Source organism: Enterococcus sp. BWR-S5 (genome assembly GCF_016745255.1).
Lineage (GTDB): Bacteria > Bacillota > Bacilli > Lactobacillales > Enterococcaceae > Enterococcus_L.
The window spans coordinates 310906-326303 of record NZ_JADOEQ010000001.1; the positions used below are offsets into that span (position 1 = coordinate 310906).

At 41.1% G+C, this 15398-nt stretch carries 15 protein-coding genes; 13 read left to right on the top strand and 2 right to left on the bottom strand.

Annotated elements, in window-relative coordinates; genetic code table 11:
* Positions 1-230 precede the first annotated feature (230 nt).
* The 4 genes from IW510_RS01670 to IW510_RS01685 all read left to right on the top strand — a co-directional run bounded on the left by IW510_RS01670 (position 231) and on the right by IW510_RS01685 (position 6332).
* Positions 231-416: a hypothetical protein gene (locus IW510_RS01670; RefSeq protein ID WP_202056118.1), complete on the top strand. Its 186-nt coding sequence runs from the start codon at positions 231-233 to the stop codon at positions 414-416.
* 215 nt (positions 417-631) lie between these two features.
* The gene (locus IW510_RS01675; RefSeq protein ID WP_202056119.1) at positions 632-3169 is read left to right on the top strand and encodes a glycosyl hydrolase family 18 protein; all 2538 of its coding nucleotides are present in this window, start codon (positions 632-634) and stop codon (positions 3167-3169) included.
* Positions 3170-3780: 611 nt separating this feature from the next.
* Positions 3781-5202, top strand: a complete 1422-nt coding sequence (gene arcD, locus IW510_RS01680) for an arginine-ornithine antiporter (protein WP_202056120.1) — start codon at positions 3781-3783, stop codon at positions 5200-5202.
* A gap of 11 nt (positions 5203-5213) precedes the next feature.
* A complete protein-coding gene (locus tag IW510_RS01685; protein ID WP_202056121.1) occupies positions 5214-6332 on the top strand; it encodes an aminotransferase in 1119 nt (372 codons plus the stop codon).
* A 213-nt stretch (positions 6333-6545) separates the two neighbouring features.
* Here the strand turns inward: IW510_RS01685 and gloA2 are convergent, their stop codons facing one another.
* Positions 6546-6926 (bottom strand): SMU1112c/YaeR family gloxylase I-like metalloprotein, encoded by a 381-nt coding sequence (gene gloA2, locus IW510_RS01690; RefSeq protein WP_202056122.1) that lies wholly within the window; start codon positions 6924-6926, stop codon positions 6546-6548.
* Positions 6927-7125: 199 nt separating this feature from the next.
* Between gloA2 and IW510_RS01695 the strand changes: the two genes are divergently transcribed.
* Complete coding sequence (locus IW510_RS01695) at positions 7126-7530, top strand: pyridoxamine 5'-phosphate oxidase family protein (RefSeq protein ID WP_202056125.1); 405 nt, start codon at positions 7126-7128, stop codon at positions 7528-7530.
* Positions 7531-7623: 93 nt separating this feature from the next.
* Here IW510_RS01695 and IW510_RS01700 read toward each other — a convergent pair whose 3' ends face one another.
* Positions 7624-8442, bottom strand: a complete 819-nt coding sequence (locus IW510_RS01700; RefSeq protein WP_202056126.1) for a metallophosphoesterase — start codon at positions 8440-8442, stop codon at positions 7624-7626.
* Between the two features lie 269 nt (positions 8443-8711).
* Between IW510_RS01700 and IW510_RS01705 the strand changes: the two genes are divergently transcribed.
* From IW510_RS01705 to IW510_RS01740, 8 genes are all read left to right on the top strand, one after another.
* On the top strand, positions 8712-9776 hold the full coding sequence (locus tag IW510_RS01705; RefSeq protein WP_202056128.1) for a M24 family metallopeptidase: 1065 nt from the start codon (positions 8712-8714) through the stop codon (positions 9774-9776).
* Between the two features lie 202 nt (positions 9777-9978).
* On the top strand, positions 9979-10536 hold the full coding sequence (gene efp / locus IW510_RS01710; RefSeq protein ID WP_202056131.1) for an elongation factor P: 558 nt from the start codon (positions 9979-9981) through the stop codon (positions 10534-10536).
* Positions 10537-10554: 18 nt separating this feature from the next.
* Positions 10555-10983, top strand: a complete 429-nt coding sequence (locus tag IW510_RS01715) for an Asp23/Gls24 family envelope stress response protein (RefSeq protein WP_202056133.1) — start codon at positions 10555-10557, stop codon at positions 10981-10983.
* Positions 10976-11416 (top strand): transcription antitermination factor NusB, encoded by a 441-nt coding sequence (nusB, locus tag IW510_RS01720; protein WP_202056135.1) that lies wholly within the window; start codon positions 10976-10978, stop codon positions 11414-11416. Before IW510_RS01715 ends, nusB begins: the two co-directional genes overlap by 8 nt.
* Before the next feature lie 650 nt (positions 11417-12066).
* Positions 12067-12912, top strand: coding sequence for a bifunctional methylenetetrahydrofolate dehydrogenase/methenyltetrahydrofolate cyclohydrolase (locus IW510_RS01725; protein WP_202056137.1), 846 nt, complete (start codon positions 12067-12069; stop codon positions 12910-12912).
* Between the two features lie 10 nt (positions 12913-12922).
* On the top strand, positions 12923-14266 hold the full coding sequence (gene xseA / locus IW510_RS01730; protein WP_202056139.1) for an exodeoxyribonuclease VII large subunit: 1344 nt from the start codon (positions 12923-12925) through the stop codon (positions 14264-14266).
* 4 nt (positions 14267-14270) lie between these two features.
* The gene (locus IW510_RS01735) at positions 14271-14504 is read left to right on the top strand and encodes an exodeoxyribonuclease VII small subunit (protein ID WP_202056140.1); all 234 of its coding nucleotides are present in this window, start codon (positions 14271-14273) and stop codon (positions 14502-14504) included.
* Entirely contained in the window at positions 14501-15391 is an 891-nt protein-coding gene (locus IW510_RS01740; protein ID WP_202056141.1) for a polyprenyl synthetase family protein, read from the top strand. Before IW510_RS01735 ends, IW510_RS01740 begins: the two co-directional genes overlap by 4 nt.
* The last annotated feature ends 7 nt before the right edge of the window (positions 15392-15398 follow it).

Consider the following 15398-nt stretch of genomic DNA (forward strand, 5'->3'; position numbering starts at 1 on the left):
GATTATTTAGAGTAGAAAGCCCCTTGATTCTTCTTGAAAGAGAATCAAGGGGCTTTCTTTAATCATTCAAAAAATAGCTCAAATTGATAAGGTTAAAAAAATGTTTCTTACTCAAGACATATTCGTTGACTCTATCACTAATTTTATGTATCTTCGATTTTAGAAGGGTTCTTCTATTGTTCATTTTATTGAATGATTCGAGTACTCGAAATAATGAAGGAGGTGAGAAGGTGTATGCAGTGAAGGTGTTTCATGGATATATTGATGGCTGCGGCAGACGGACAAGGAAAAAGGAGGAGGCACTGCTTTTTCGGGACGTCAATCAAGCAGAGCAATTTGCAGAAAAAATCGGCGGTCGTGTGAAAGAGCTGGTGATCGTTGTTGAAAAATCAGAAAAAACAGGAGCGTTAATGTAGGAATGAATGATTGTTCTATGCAAAAAAAGAATATTTTCTAAAGCAGGAGCTTACCCCAAAAAAGGTTTGCTTCTGTTTTTTTATTGATTAAAATGACTGAATTAGAGATATTATTAAAAAACAGTAACTTTATTACATTATAATATTTAAATACCTGCTTAAATATGGTACACTCATTTTGGAAACGCAAACAATAAGATATAAGGAGAGAATCTATGGATAAAATGAAAAAAATAGTTCCTGTACTATTCGCTATTATTTTAGGGTTATTTACAGTAAGTTCAACATTGGCAGGAACTGGATTTGGGGAAATCGTCCATGCAGAAAGCAAAGAAGCAACCTATCGCAATGTTATGTATTACGGCGACTGGTCCATTGAAGACAGTGAGGGGAATTTCTTTCCAAAGGATATCCCTGCTGAAAAACTGACACATCTGAATTTCGCTTTTCTTGATTTTGATGTAGAAGGGAATCTGGAATGGACAGATGAGTTTGCTGCAATCGGAACTGCTGGGGGAGAAAGTACAGTGGTTGAAAATGCACCGAATGCAGGATTACTGAACGCGTTGCAGGAGCTGCGGCTGAAGAACAACAATTTAAAGGTTGGTGTTTCTGTTGGCGGTTGGACGAAATCAGGCGATTTTGCTTTAAATGCGCAAAATGAGACGTATCGAAAAAATTTGGTAACCAATCTGGTTAAGTTTGTGGAATACAATCAAATGGATTTTCTTGATATCGACTGGGAATATCCGGGAAGCGTCAGAGAACCGGATTTAGTAGATAGTAAGAATGATGAAGGAACGCCGAAGGCTTCTGAAAAAGACCGAGAAAACTTTGTTACGCTATTGAAAGAGTTGAGAGCGGGCTTAGAAACCTTAGGGAAGAAAACCGGAAAAGACTATGAGTTATCCGTTGCTCTTGCTGCGGGACCTTATACGCTGAACATGGGAACAGACATCGCCGGTGTCTTTGAAGTAGTCGATTTTGCTAATTTGATGACCTATGACATTCATGGGGCATGGGAAAATACAACCAATCATCACAGCGGTTTGTACACTAGTTCAAAAGCACCGCAAGGAGATGGTAAACCCTGGTCGTTCAGCACGAATGACAGTGTCAATTTTTTCTTGAACAATGGTGCGACACCTGAAAAGATTGTCATCGGTGCTGCGTTTTATAGCAGAGGCTGGGGCAATGTAGAAAACGATGGACCTGATCCTGAAAAACTGCCTGGATTATTTGGCAGTGCGGATTTTGCGACAACCGATGCGGATGGGAATAAAAGCAGAGGGGCGGAGAACGAGAAGCCTTTAGTAAATGGTGACGGTGGACGTAATGGCGGTATTTGGGCCTATCGTTCTTTTAATCAGCTAAAAGAAAAGTATTCTGATTTAACAGAATACTGGGATGATGAATCGAAGGCTTCTTATATGTACAGTGAATCATCAAAGGTGTTCTTTACGTATGACAGTGTACAATCCATTCAGGAAAAGACGAAGTATATTCGTGAAAAAGGTCTGGGGGGAGTCATCACGTGGATGCAGTCTCAGGATAAGCCTTCACAAGAAGAGAGTGAAAAACGTGACACGTTAACAACGGCTATCTATGACGGTCTGTATAAAGACACTACGCCGCAGGCAAACAATGTGGATTCATTGCCGTTAGCAATCAAGACGGAAGTGACACCTCTGGTAAGCGGTGTTGAAGGATACAAAATAAGTATTACCAATGAAGAAATACTGACAGAGACAGACAATGTTTTAAAGGCTGTGGAAAAAAATCATAAGACAATCAAAAATCCTGTGCTGTCAGTTCCAGCGGAATCAGGAGAAAGCTTTAGCTTATCAGCTGAGGTTGGAAAAAATGCAAAGACTTCTGTCAAACCATTCCAGTCATTGGATTTGTCAGCAGCAGATATAACGTTCATTGCACCGGGAGAAACGGTTACCTTTGATATTTATACAGATGCACCTTTTGCTCATATGAAGCGACTGACCTATTTAAACATAGGACAAAGAATTTTACCTGATAGCGTAGAGTATGGCACTCAGCAAATTTACAAGCTGCCGACTTCTTATGAAACGGTAGGAAATATTTCAGTGCGTCTGGTTAACGAAAAAGATGAGCTTCTAGCGGAAGAAATTGTTGTTCAGGGAGAGGTTGGTACAGCCCTTGAAATGCCTATACCTGCTGTTGAAGGGTACAAAACAGACACGGCAGCAATTAGTGAAACATTCAAGTATTCTCCACAAAGTATCTCCGTAGTTTATACATTGGTTGATACTGAAGCAGTAACAGGGAAAGTTGTGGTTCAGCATGTGGATGGCCAAGGAAAGAAATTGGCTGAGGATGTAGAGCTGGTTGGCGTTCTTGGCGCAGCATATGAAACTGCAGCAAAGACGTTTGCCGGCTACAAGCTGGAAAAAACACCGGAAAATGCTAAGGGTAAATTTACAGCAGAAACACAACAAGTCATTTATGGATATGAAAAACAGCCGGAAGAAACAACTGATTCTTCCAGTTCAACGTCAGAAACGAGCAGCAGTACAACTTCTGACTCTTCAACACCTATCTCGTCTTCACTAAGTGATTCTGGTTCGGGAAGTACAGCTGAGGGTGTTAAGAAACCGGGAGGCGGCAAATATCCTGAGACTGGCGAAATAAGCCAAGGGACGTATCAGATTATGGGATTTGTCGGTCTGGTCGGCGTGTTACTAAGCTTTAGCTATCTTCAAAAGAAAAAACGTGCTTGACGTAAATGTGTGGACGACAAGTATTGATTGAATACTCCTAATAAAAATATAGAAAGCAACAAAAAAACCGACTCGGAAAAGTCGGTTTTTTTGTTGCTTTCTTGATAGATCATAAATTATTAAGAAAAATTCCAAGGAATGTTTATGCAAATATGCAGACTGTTATGCACGTTTTTTTTTTAAATGACTGAATATTTTGAATTCATAATGTAATTTCATTCTTTTTAATTAAATAACAAATGATATTCTTCATTTTATTTGTGATGAATCTCACAACGGCTCTGTTTTTCAGATGCTACAATTGCGCTATGAAAGCAGAAATAACTGCTTGAAACCAAGAGGAACTGTCATTTAGAGGATAGCATTAAGGATTTTCATGTTTAAAGCCATCCTCAGAAACTCATTAAATCTGTTGCGCTTAAAGGTGTAGCCATAAAAAGAGTTGTAGATTTCTTTCTTATGCCGTGACAATAAAAATGTTTTTTTGAAAGCGTATACATTTTTGGGTTATTATTTCAAATCAAGTTGAAGGCGTATTTTTTTTAAGAATTAAGAAACAGAAAAGTCAAAAAAAGTTTGTAGTTAAAATTATTTGAGAGTGGGGGAAAAAGATGGAAGAGAAGAAAAAAGGCATCAGTAAAATGGGTCTTGTTGCATTGGTGGTTAGCTCGTCAATAGGAAGTGGTGTTTTCGGCATAACAAGTGACTTGGCGAGTTCAGCAGCACCTGGACCAGCTATTATCGCGTGGGTGATTGTAGGAATCGGTATCTTGGCATTAGTACTATCACTAAACAATCTGGGGGAAAAACGTCCGGATTTAGATGGAGGGATTTTCGGCTATGCTGAAGCAGCATTTGGCAAGCTTGGCGGGTTCATTAGTGGCTGGGGATATTGGCTGTCTGCTTGGCTGGGAAATGTTGCCTTTGCGACGATGCTGATGAGTGCGCTCGGCGAGTTTGTTCCTACTTTTAAAGGAGGGCAGAATGTTCCCTCTATTCTACTTGCCAGCGTATTTATCTGGGGGCTGACATTGTTGGTGAATAATGGAATAGAAAGTGCCAGTTTTATCAATACAATTGTTACGGTCTGCAAGTTAGTTCCTCTTTTTCTATTTCTGATTATGGGGTTCGTTGCTTTTAAGGCAGGCATCTTTACTGCTGATTTCTGGGGGAATGCAGCAGATAATTTAGGGAATACCGTTGGGAACACAAGCGGTTTATGGGATCAAATCAAGGGCTGCTTGATGGTGATGATGTGGGTATTTGTAGGAATCGAGGGGGCCAGTGTTCTGGCAAATCGTGCAGAGAAGCGTTCAGATGCACAAAAAGCTTCGATTATCGGGTTACTCGTGTTGTTGGCCGTTTATATCTTAGCCTCACTACTTCCTTATGGGGTGATGACACAGGCAGAGCTGGCGGAGATTTCTCAACCGGCAATGGGGAATATTCTGAGGTACATCGTTGGTGGCTGGGGAGCTGCGGTTATTAATATCGGGTTGATTATTTCGATTATCGGCTGCTGGTTATCTTGGACGATGCTTCCGGCAGAAACCACGATGTTGATGGCTCGTGATGGGATGCTCCCAAAAAACTGGGGCAAGCTCAATTCAAAAAAAGCACCTAGCTATTCGTTATTTGTTACAGCTGGATTAACCAATCTATTCTTACTGACATTTTTAGTTACTGATTATGCGTATCAATTCGCTTATTCCTTGTGTACAGCGGCAATTTTAATTTGTTATTTACTGGTAGGCATTTATCAGATTATCTATTCCAGACAACAAGGAGAAGCAAAGCAATTATTGATTGGTGTCATTGCAACGGCATTTCAAGTTGTTGGAATAATGCTGGCTGGTTTTACGTATGTTCTTATGTGCAGTATTGCCTATATTCCGGGGTTTTATTTCTATGTGAAGGCTTGCCGAGAAGAGAACTACAGTAATAACAGCAGAGAAAAAATAGTAATGGGCTGTATTGCGGCTGCCGCGGTTGTGTCCATTGTGATGATTGCAACTGGAATGATTACTGTATAGGAGGTAGGAAAATGGAAATAGCAAATTTTGGAGTAGAAGAATGGTTAAACACCTGGGAAAAAAAAGCGAAATATGATATTTCTCAGAGCTCTATCGAAGCGTTGACTTTGGAAGAATTGATTGGTCTGGATGGAACTTCTGTGACGGAATACTTTGAAGCGTTAAGCAAGCAACCACTGGACTATGGCTGGATTGAGGGCTCAGATACATTCAAGGAGCTTGTGGCCTCACTGTATCAAACGGTATCTCCTGATAGTATTTTACAAACAAATGGTGCAACAGGGGCTAATTTACTGGCATTATTTGCACTAATAGAGCCGGGGGATCATGTGGTATCTATGCTGCCAACATACCAGCAGCTATATGATATTCCAAAAGCTCTTGGAGCCAGCGTGGACTTTGTTAAACTGAAGGAAGAGGAGCATTGGCAATTAGACTTGGATGTATTGAAATCTAAAATTAAGCCGAATACAAAGATGATTTGTTTAAATAGTGCCAATAATCCTACAGGAACACTTCTTGATAAAGCAACGATGTCGGCGATTGTAGAGATGGCAAAAGAGGTAGACGCGTATATTGTTGTGGATGAAGTGTATGCACCTTTGACAGATGAAGGTGAGTTCATTTCTATTGCTGATTTGTACGAAAAGGGGATTGCGACGAATTCCTTATCGAAAACCTACTCTATTCCAGGTATTCGCATTGGCTGGACAGCTTCCAGCAGCGAAATAGCAGAGCATTTTCGTAAATATCGTGACTACACAATGATATGCGGTGGTGTGATTGCAGATGAGCTGGCTGTTCATGCACTCAAAAATAAGGATAAAATCTTGAGTAGAAATAGAAAAATAGTGGCTGATAATCTGGCTATTTTAAAAGAATGGGTGGAGCAGGAGCCGCGAGTAAGTCTTGTTACTCCTCATTACGTGTCGACCTCGTTCATTAAATTAGATATTCCTCAAGATGACTATTCATTTTGTATTGATTTGTTGGAAGAAACAGGAGTTTTGTTGGTTCCTGGAACGGCTTTTGGTTTGCCCCAGCATGCTCGTCTAGGCTATTGCTGCCGTGAAGAGACACTACGTAAAGGAATGGCCTTGTTATCCAAGTATCTCAGAAAATTTGACTGAAAAAGCTGAGCAGAATCTTCATTGAATTGAACAACTGCATCGAAACAACATACCCATACAAGAGGGTGAGATAATAGCCCTCTTGTATGGGTATGTTAATTAAGGAAAAAATTTCTCTGTTTTATTTCTGTAAGAAAGCCGACTTGTTGAAAAAAGGTAGCATCAATTTCGTGTGTAAAAACTGTTTTAACCCTCATTGACATAGAGGATATTTTATTCATGAATTTCCAATGGTAATCCATCTGGATCAAAGAAGAAGGTCATTCTCTCACCAGTGAAGTCATCTGTTCGAACGGGTTCACATGCAACACCGTGCTGCTCCAAATAAGTAATGGTATCTGGTACACTCGTCACTTTGAACGCTAAATGTCTTAAGCCTAAAGCTTCCGGATAAGATGGCCGTTTTGGAAAAACGTCACTCACGAAGAGCTCCAGTTCGTGTGTCCCCAGCTTTAAATCGAGCTTGATGTCATTTTTTTCACTACGGACATTTTCCCGAATGACTGAGAAGCCTAGAATATCGACGTAGAAATGCTTAGATTTTTCATAATTGGACGCATTAATTGCGATATGATGAATTTGTTGAGAAAACATAAAAAAGACCTCCTGAAAAGTGATAGTAGTAGCATACTATGAGTATATCAAAAAATGCCACTTAAATGATTTTTGCTTGTTTTTCTTAGAACTGCAATCTGCTTCTTTGCTTGATAATGACAGCTTGAAAAGGGATATAGTTTATCGATTTGGCAAACTATTGTTATAATGAAAGAAACTAGAGGGGAGATGAGTTTTTATGGAGCTTCATGAGCGAATTCTCAAATTGTTGAGTTCGAGTACGGTTTTCTTGATTGCAACAATAGATCAAAGAGGATTTCCAAATGTTATCACAGTATCCAGACCGTTATGGCGGGAGGGGCTGTTGAGAATGCGTTTTTATATTGATGGGGATGGTGAGACCGTCCAAAATATTTTGCGAAATCCTAATGGTTCTGTTTGCTGCTATCAGGAAATGCAATTTGAAAGCATGTCTCTCAAAGGCAAATTCACGATTGAGCCGATAGAATCTATGGAAGAAGTAGAAGCATCTCTGACAGATTACCAACAGGCATTAGCGCATAAACAGCCGGTGGTTCTTTCTTTTGAAACCTGGACGGCAAAGATTCATGCGGATAAGCAGACACGCGAAATTATCGTATAAGCACTACGGAACGTTGAGAAAGAATAAATGGTTGGACTCACAGAGGCAAGTAAAGCATCTGTGAATCCAACCATTAAAACTTTTCTCCAATTGCTAGATAGAAAGGTCAAATACAGCAATCTGCGGGGGGACACCAATTCTAACCGGAATCATGGTGGTTCCCAAACCAGTATTTACATAAAGCTGGGACTCAGAACCAAGTGAATAAAATCCACTGATGTATTTCTCAGCTAAGGCAGTTGTTACTGGGAAAAAAGGAATATTCACCTGTCCGCCATGACTGTGTCCGCTGAGAACTAAGGACACACCGAGATCAGCAGCAGAATCAACGACATCGGGCTCGTGACTAAGAAGTACTGAATAGGCTTCTTCCGTTCGGCTTGTCATTGCGGCTTCAATCGATGGATTACCAAACAGGGAATCATCAATACCTGCAAGATATAACTTCTTTTGGTTAGTCAGCTCAATCAGCTGTCCGCTATTTTCCAACAGTTGAAAGCCGCTGCCGGCCATGACTTCTGCGTAGACATTGACAGCACCGCCACCGTAGTCATGGTTTCCCCAGATAGCATATTTTCCTAGGGGTGCCTCAATCTGGCTAAGCAGCTCAATTGTTTCGTCCGCCGGTCCGTAAGTAGCGTAGTTATCAAAGAGGTCTCCGGTAAACACCACGATATCCGGTTTTTCCTGGTTGACTGCTGTAACAATTTTTACCAGTTGTTCGGTGGTATAAGCTTTTTGGAGATGAATATCGGAAAGCTGAATTAATCGAACGGTGTTTTGTTCAGCAGTATTTTCGCCAAGCTCAAAATGCTTGATTGTGAGGCGTTTCGGTTCTATAAAAAAGCCATAGGCTGCCAAACAGCCACCCAGAGCTAAAAGGCTGATACAAATGAGAATGAGCTTTTTCATGACATTCCTCCTTCTGTAATATCTGTTAAGTATAGTGGAAATGGGCAGTAAATAAAGGTTTTTAATGGATTCTTTAAAGTAAATTAGAAAAAACAATAAAAGTTGTTTCATCGTTGAACTTTGCTATAATAATAGATAAATGCTCATAAAGAAATGTTCTTTAATTTTTCTTTTGCAGCGACCATAGAAGGCTTAAGTTTTCGTGTATAGAATCTTTAATAGGATTTATATAAATAGAAGCAATTAATTTTGGAAAGAAGGAATAATCGATGATCGTAAGAGTGAACAAATTAAGACAGGAAATGAAGAAAAATGATATTTCGGCATTTCTAGTCACAAGTCCGTATAACCTACGCTATTTAACGAACTTTACCGGGTCGACAGGCTTGGCTGTCATCACATTGGATAAAGCTTTTTTTGTCACTGATTTTCGCTATACGGAACAGGCAGCTCAGCAAGCGGAAGGCTATGAAATTGTTAAGAATACAGGACCGATTTTTGATGAAGTGATGAAGCTTGCAGAAGCAGAAAAGCTTGAAAATATTGCATTTGAAGAAATGCATGTCAGCTTTGCTGATTACAGTATCTTGGAAGAAATCCTGACGTGTGATTTGATTCCTGTTGCCGGAATGATTGAAGAGCTGAGAGAAGTGAAGGACGAAGAAGAGATTGCCATCATCGAGAAGGCCTGTAGTATTGCGGATTCTGCGTTTGACCATATCCTGAAAGTCATCAAACCGGGCATGACAGAAATTGAAGTAGCGAATCAGCTTGACTTCTATATGCGTTCCTTAGGAGCTTCCGGTGTTTCCTTTGACACCATTGTTGCCAGTGGTTTAAGATCAGCGATGCCTCATGGTGTTGCCAGTGAAAAACTGATTGAAAAGGGCGATTTTGTAACCTTAGATTTTGGCTGTTATTACCAAGGCTATGTATCTGATATGACCAGAACCTTTGCAATAGGTGAGCCTGATTCTAAGCTGAAGGACATTTATCAGATTGTATTAGACGCACAGCTAAAAGTCTTGGACGAAGCGCAGCCGGGATTGACAGGCATTCAACTGGATGCAATTGCACGTGATTATATCACTGCTCAAGGATACGGCGAAGCGTTTGGACATAGCACCGGACATGGTATTGGTTTGGAAATCCATGAAGGACCGAATGTATCATTCAAGTCAGACAAGCAATTTGTCGTTGGGAATGTGATTACTGATGAACCGGGAATCTATATTCCGGGTTTGGGTGGGGTCCGTATTGAAGATGACCTGCTGATTACCGCAGAAGGAAATCGGGTACTGACGCATTCACCAAAAGAGTTGATTATACTATAGAAGGAAAGAGTGTAAATCAGCCGTTGAACATTCCTTCTGCGGATGAGAATAAGAAACTGGATAACTGCTTTCGGTAAGGTCGGAGAGAGTTGTCCCGGGTGATTTACCAACCAATCTTTTTTGTTTTTTCTGGTAGCGTAACGAATCGTTTAATGTTAAACTAGGAACGAGTAAAAAGTATGGACGATAGAGGAGGACTCAAATGATTTCGGTCAATGATTTCAAAACAGGTCTTACAATTGAAGTAGATGGCGCAATTTGGCGTGTCGTAGATTTTCAGCATGTAAAACCTGGAAAAGGGGCTGCTTTTGTTCGTTCTAAGCTTAAAAACCTACGCACAGGCGGTGTTCAGGAAAAGACGTTCCGTGCTGGGGAAAAAGTAGCGAAAGCTCAAATCGATAACCGTAAAATGCAGTACTTATATGAAAGCGGCGGCAGCCATGTCTTTATGGACTTGGAATCTTACGAGCAAATTGAGATTCCGGAAGAACAAATCAAAGATGAGCTGAAGTATATGCTGGAAAATATGGAATTGAACATTATCATGTTTGGTTCCGAGATTTTGGGTGTTGATTTGCCGAATACAGTGACATTGGAAGTAACTGCAACTGACCCGAATATCAAGGGAGACACTTCTTCCGGCGGCTCTAAGCCTGCAACGATGGAAACTGGTTTGGTTGTAAATGTACCATTCTTTGTGAATGAAGGCGATCGTCTGATTGTGAATACAGCAGATGGTACTTACGTGTCACGGGCTTAATAAAAGGGAGGACCTATAATGGCAGAAGAAAAAAATCTTATTATCAATACAAAAGATGCACTTGGAGAAATCGTAATTGCTCCTGAGGTCATCGAAGTTATCATTGGAATTGCTGCTTCAAAAGTAGATGGCGTTTATGGCATGAGAGGAACCTTTGCCAATAACGTAACAGAATTTCTTGGCCGTGCTGCTCATGGAAAAGGGGTTTTCCTAGATGCAGAAGAAGAAGGTCTGAAGGTTGATATCTACTGCTATTTGAACTATGGTGTTTCTGTACCTAAAGTAGCACTTGAAATGCAAGAGCGTGTGAAACAGCAAGTATTGTTCATGACAGATATCGATTTGATTGAAGTGAATATTCATGTTGTAGCAGTGATTCCAGAGCGAATTCCCGAACCGGATTTTTCTGAGCTTTTCCCAGAGGAGGATGGGGAAGAGAATGAGTAAAGAGCTTACTCGTCACGAGATTAGAGAAAAAGCACTGCAGTCTCTTTTTCCATTAGACTTTAATAGCGATTTGACGAAGCAGGATGCGATTACTCATGCATTGGAGCTGGATCATGGAGAAATGGTTAGTGAGGACGGCGAAGAGTTTGTTCCTGTGTATCTTGATGTTCTCGTTGGCGGTGTCTGTGAGAAGAAAGAAGAATTGGATCAAGCGATTCATGCGCATTTAGGGAAGAACTGGACAATTCAGCGTATTGCAAAAATGGATTTGATTATTTTGCGAATGGCTATCTTTGAAATGAACTATGTCAGTGATGTACCCAATACTGTTGCATTGAATGAAGCACTTGAGTTGGCAAAGAAATATAGCGACGATCGTTCGCGGAAATTTGTCAACGGAGTCTTATCTAACGTAATGAAGGAAATCGAATAAAAAGCTGGAACACTCTGGGGTTTCCTGCTGCTATCCTTTGGTAGCAGCGGAGGCACAGAGTGTTTTTTACAATTGTTGAAAAACAGTGTTTTTGTAAAAATTAATAGAGCTGTGATGTCAGACAGAACAGCATATGCCAGTTCTGTCTTATTGTTCGGAAGCTGAGCGAGCTCGTGAAGCTTTTCTAGTTGTCCAGCTTCATGAGTCAGCTCACTTGACGATAAGATAAACTGTCTTCAGTGGTAAAAAACACCACTGAGCCAGTTTACTATATCGCGCATGAGCTAATCGACTCATTCAGCTTTTCTAGTTGTCCAGCTTCAAGAGCAAGCTTCTCTCAACAATAAGTCAAAACGTGTCTCATGGTAAAGAACACCATATGCCAGTTCTGTCTTATTGTTCGGAAGCTGGGCAAGCTCGTGAAGCTTTTCTTATAAACGATAGCAATCTTGCTTATTTAGTCGTATTCATATAGAATAAAAGCATTGAAAAATCTGCTGCAGAAGGCTTGATTTGAAGGCTGAGTGAGAATAGGGTTGAAGCCTCGGGAGATGCAGGGGAATGAAAGAAAAATAATGGGAAATTATACAGTCTGTTTATCAATCAAAAATGATGGTGACAGCTGACAATAATAATGGAGGAGTGACACCATGGGACAATTAATCAACGGACGTGAATTAGCAGATAAAATGCAGGAAGAAATGAAGCAAGAGGTCAGCCAGCTGGCAAAAGAGGGAATTCGTCCTGGATTGGTTGTGTTGCTGGTTGGTGAGAATCCTGCCAGTCAAACGTATGTGAAAAATAAAGATTTGGCTGCAGAAAAAATCGGAATTCTTTCAAAGGTTGAACGGTTGCCTGAAACGATTTCAGAGGAAGAGCTGTTGGAAAGAATCGACTATTATAATCGTTCCGAAGATTTTCATGGTATCTTAGTTCAACTACCTTTACCTGCTCATATTGATGAAGAGAAGGTACTATTGGCTATTGATCCTAAGAAGGATGTAGACGGATTCCATCCAATGAATCTGGGGCATCTGTTTATTGGCAATCCAACGATGATCCCATGTACACCCTACGGCATCATGAAGATGTTTGAAGCATACAATATTCCTCTTGAAGGAAAACGTGCAGTCATTATTGGTCGAAGTAATATCGTTGGAAAACCAATGGCACAGCTGATGCTGATGGAAAATGCGACGGTAACGATTGCTCATTCACGAACCAAAGACCTGCCGGCATTGGCAAAGGAAGCGGATATTTTGGTTGTAGCAATTGGCCGAGGTCACTTTGTAACCAAAGAGTTCGTGAAGCCCGGTGCAGTCGTGATTGATGTAGGGATGAACAGAGATGAAAACGGCAAGCTGATTGGCGATGTAAAATTTGATGAAGTATCTGAGCTTGCAGAATATATTACGCCCGTACCAAAAGGGGTCGGTCCGATGACTATCACGATGCTGATGTATCAAACGATTGAAGCCGCAAAAAAGTTGAAATAAGGTGATTGAGATGACGCAGCAATATTTGACAGTGACTGCATTAACAAAATATTTAAAACGAAAGTTTGATGCAGATCCGTATCTGGGAAGAGTGTATTTGACTGGAGAGATATCTAATTTTCGTCCGAGACCAAATGCACATCAATACTTCAGCTTGAAGGATGACCGAGCAAAGATTTCTGCGATTATGTTCAAATCGGCCTTTCAGAAACTGAAATTCCAGCCGAAGGAAGGGATGAAGGTCTTGGTTGTGGGCCGCATTTCACTTTATGAAAATGGCGGGTCTTATCAAATTTATATTGAGCACATGGAGCCGGACGGCGTTGGTGCATTGTATCAGGCATTAGCAGAGCTGAAGGAGAAGCTTTCAAAGGAAGGTCTTTTTGACGGATTTAAAAAGCCTTTGCCAAGATACCCGAAGCGAATTGCTGTGATAACTAGTCCCAGTGGAGCGGTTATCCGAGATATCATTACAACCGTGAAGCGTCGCTATCCGATTGCGCAGCTTGTGCTGTTCCCAACCTTGGTGCAGGGAGACCAGGCAGCAGCGGATATTGTACGGAATATCCATCGAGCAGAAGAACAGGGGAATTTTGATACCTTAATTCTCGGGCGCGGCGGTGGTTCGATTGAGGATTTATGGCCTTTCAATGAAGAACAGGTAGCCAGAGCCATTTATCAGACAAACATACCTGTGATATCATCTGTCGGACACGAAACAGATGTAACGATTGCTGATTTGGTGGCAGATGTTCGAGCTGCGACGCCAACAGCTGCAGCTGAGCTGGCGGTTCCGGTCTTGTCGGAAGAGCTTTTGAGGATCAGAGAAAAACAAACATGCTTGGAGCAAAGCTTTCTTTATCAGCTCCAACAAAAAAATGAACGCTATAAACGATTACGTAACTCGTATGTTTTTCTGCAGCCTGACCGACTGTATGAGGGGCAGCAGGTAAAGCTTGATAAGATGTCTCAACGACTAAGTCAAAGTATGCAATCCATTTACCATGAAAAGTATCAGGAAAAGCAGCGAATTACCAGTCAATTGGAGCAGCAAAATCCATCAGGAAGAATTAGAGAAGCTTCTCAACAGTTATCGTTTATTGATAGGCGTTTGAATGAGCGAATGGCACATTATATGGAGACACGCCAACAGAGATTGATTTCTGCTATCCAGCAATTGGATTTGCTGAGTCCGCTGAAAATCATGGGGCGCGGCTACAGCTATACAACCAAGGCAGACAAGGTTGTAAAGTCAGTCGGAGAGCTGGAGATAGAAGATCAAATAACGATTCATTACAGTGATGGAAAAGTCGCTGCTGCTGTTACTGAAATTGAACGAGTGGAGAAGGAGTAAAGACATGCCAAAAAACAAAGAAGCAACATTCGAAGAATCCTTGAACGAGTTGGAAGAAATTGTCCAACGACTTGAAAGAGGCGATGTGCCTTTAGAAGAAGCACTTGATGCATTTCAAAAAGGAATGGTTCTAAGTAAGCATTGTCAGGACACGCTGGAAAAAGCAGAGAAGACATTAACAAAGATGATGTCGGAAACGAATGAAGAAATTCCTTTTGAAGAGAGTGAACAGGCATGATAGCATTCAGCCAATTTCAACAACAGCAAATACCGTTGCTTGAGCAAGAAATGACTGATTTTATCGACAAGTATACAGCGAATGCCTATTTGAAGGAAAGCATGCTGTATTCTGTGCAGTCCGGCGGCAAACGTTTAAGACCGCTTTTGTTGCTTGCTGTAGTTTCTTCTTTTGATAAGAAATTGGAGAAAAAGGATTTTCAGGCAGCAGCAGCTTTAGAAATGATTCATACGTATTCCCTAATTCATGATGATTTACCAGCCATGGATGATGACGATTTGCGTAGAGGAAAGCCAACAAACCATAAGATTTATGGAGATGCGCATGCAATTCTGGCCGGGGACGGTTTGTTGACCGCAGCGATTCAGCTGCTGGCCTTAAGTCAGCTGGCGTTGGATGAGAAGGTATTATTGATTCAATTGTTGACGAAGGCTGCCGGAACTGAAGGAATGGTCTCAGGTCAGGCCGGTGACTTGCAAGGAGAGTCGCGCTCATTAACTCTTGAAGAGCTGATTGAGGTGCATGAGCGAAAAACAGGTGCATTGATTGAGTTTGCTTTGCTTGCAGGAGGGATTCTGGCTGAACAGACAGATGCAATCGTTGCGTTATTGGGCACATTTGCCCAGCATCTAGGTTTGGCTTTTCAAATCAGAGATGACCTGTTGGATGTAACCAGCTCAGAAGAAGAGCTGGGTAAGCAAGTTGGTAGAGACGAGACGCTTAATAAGAGCACCTATCCTGGTTTGTTGGGTATTGAGGGAGCACGAAAAGCCTTTGATGAACAAATGACATTAGCCAATGAACAGCTAGAAGCTATTCAAAAAAACAATGGTGACTTTCAGCCGGAACTGCTTCAAGAAATTTTAAAGCAGCTTGAGCTTCAGTGAGGAGAAA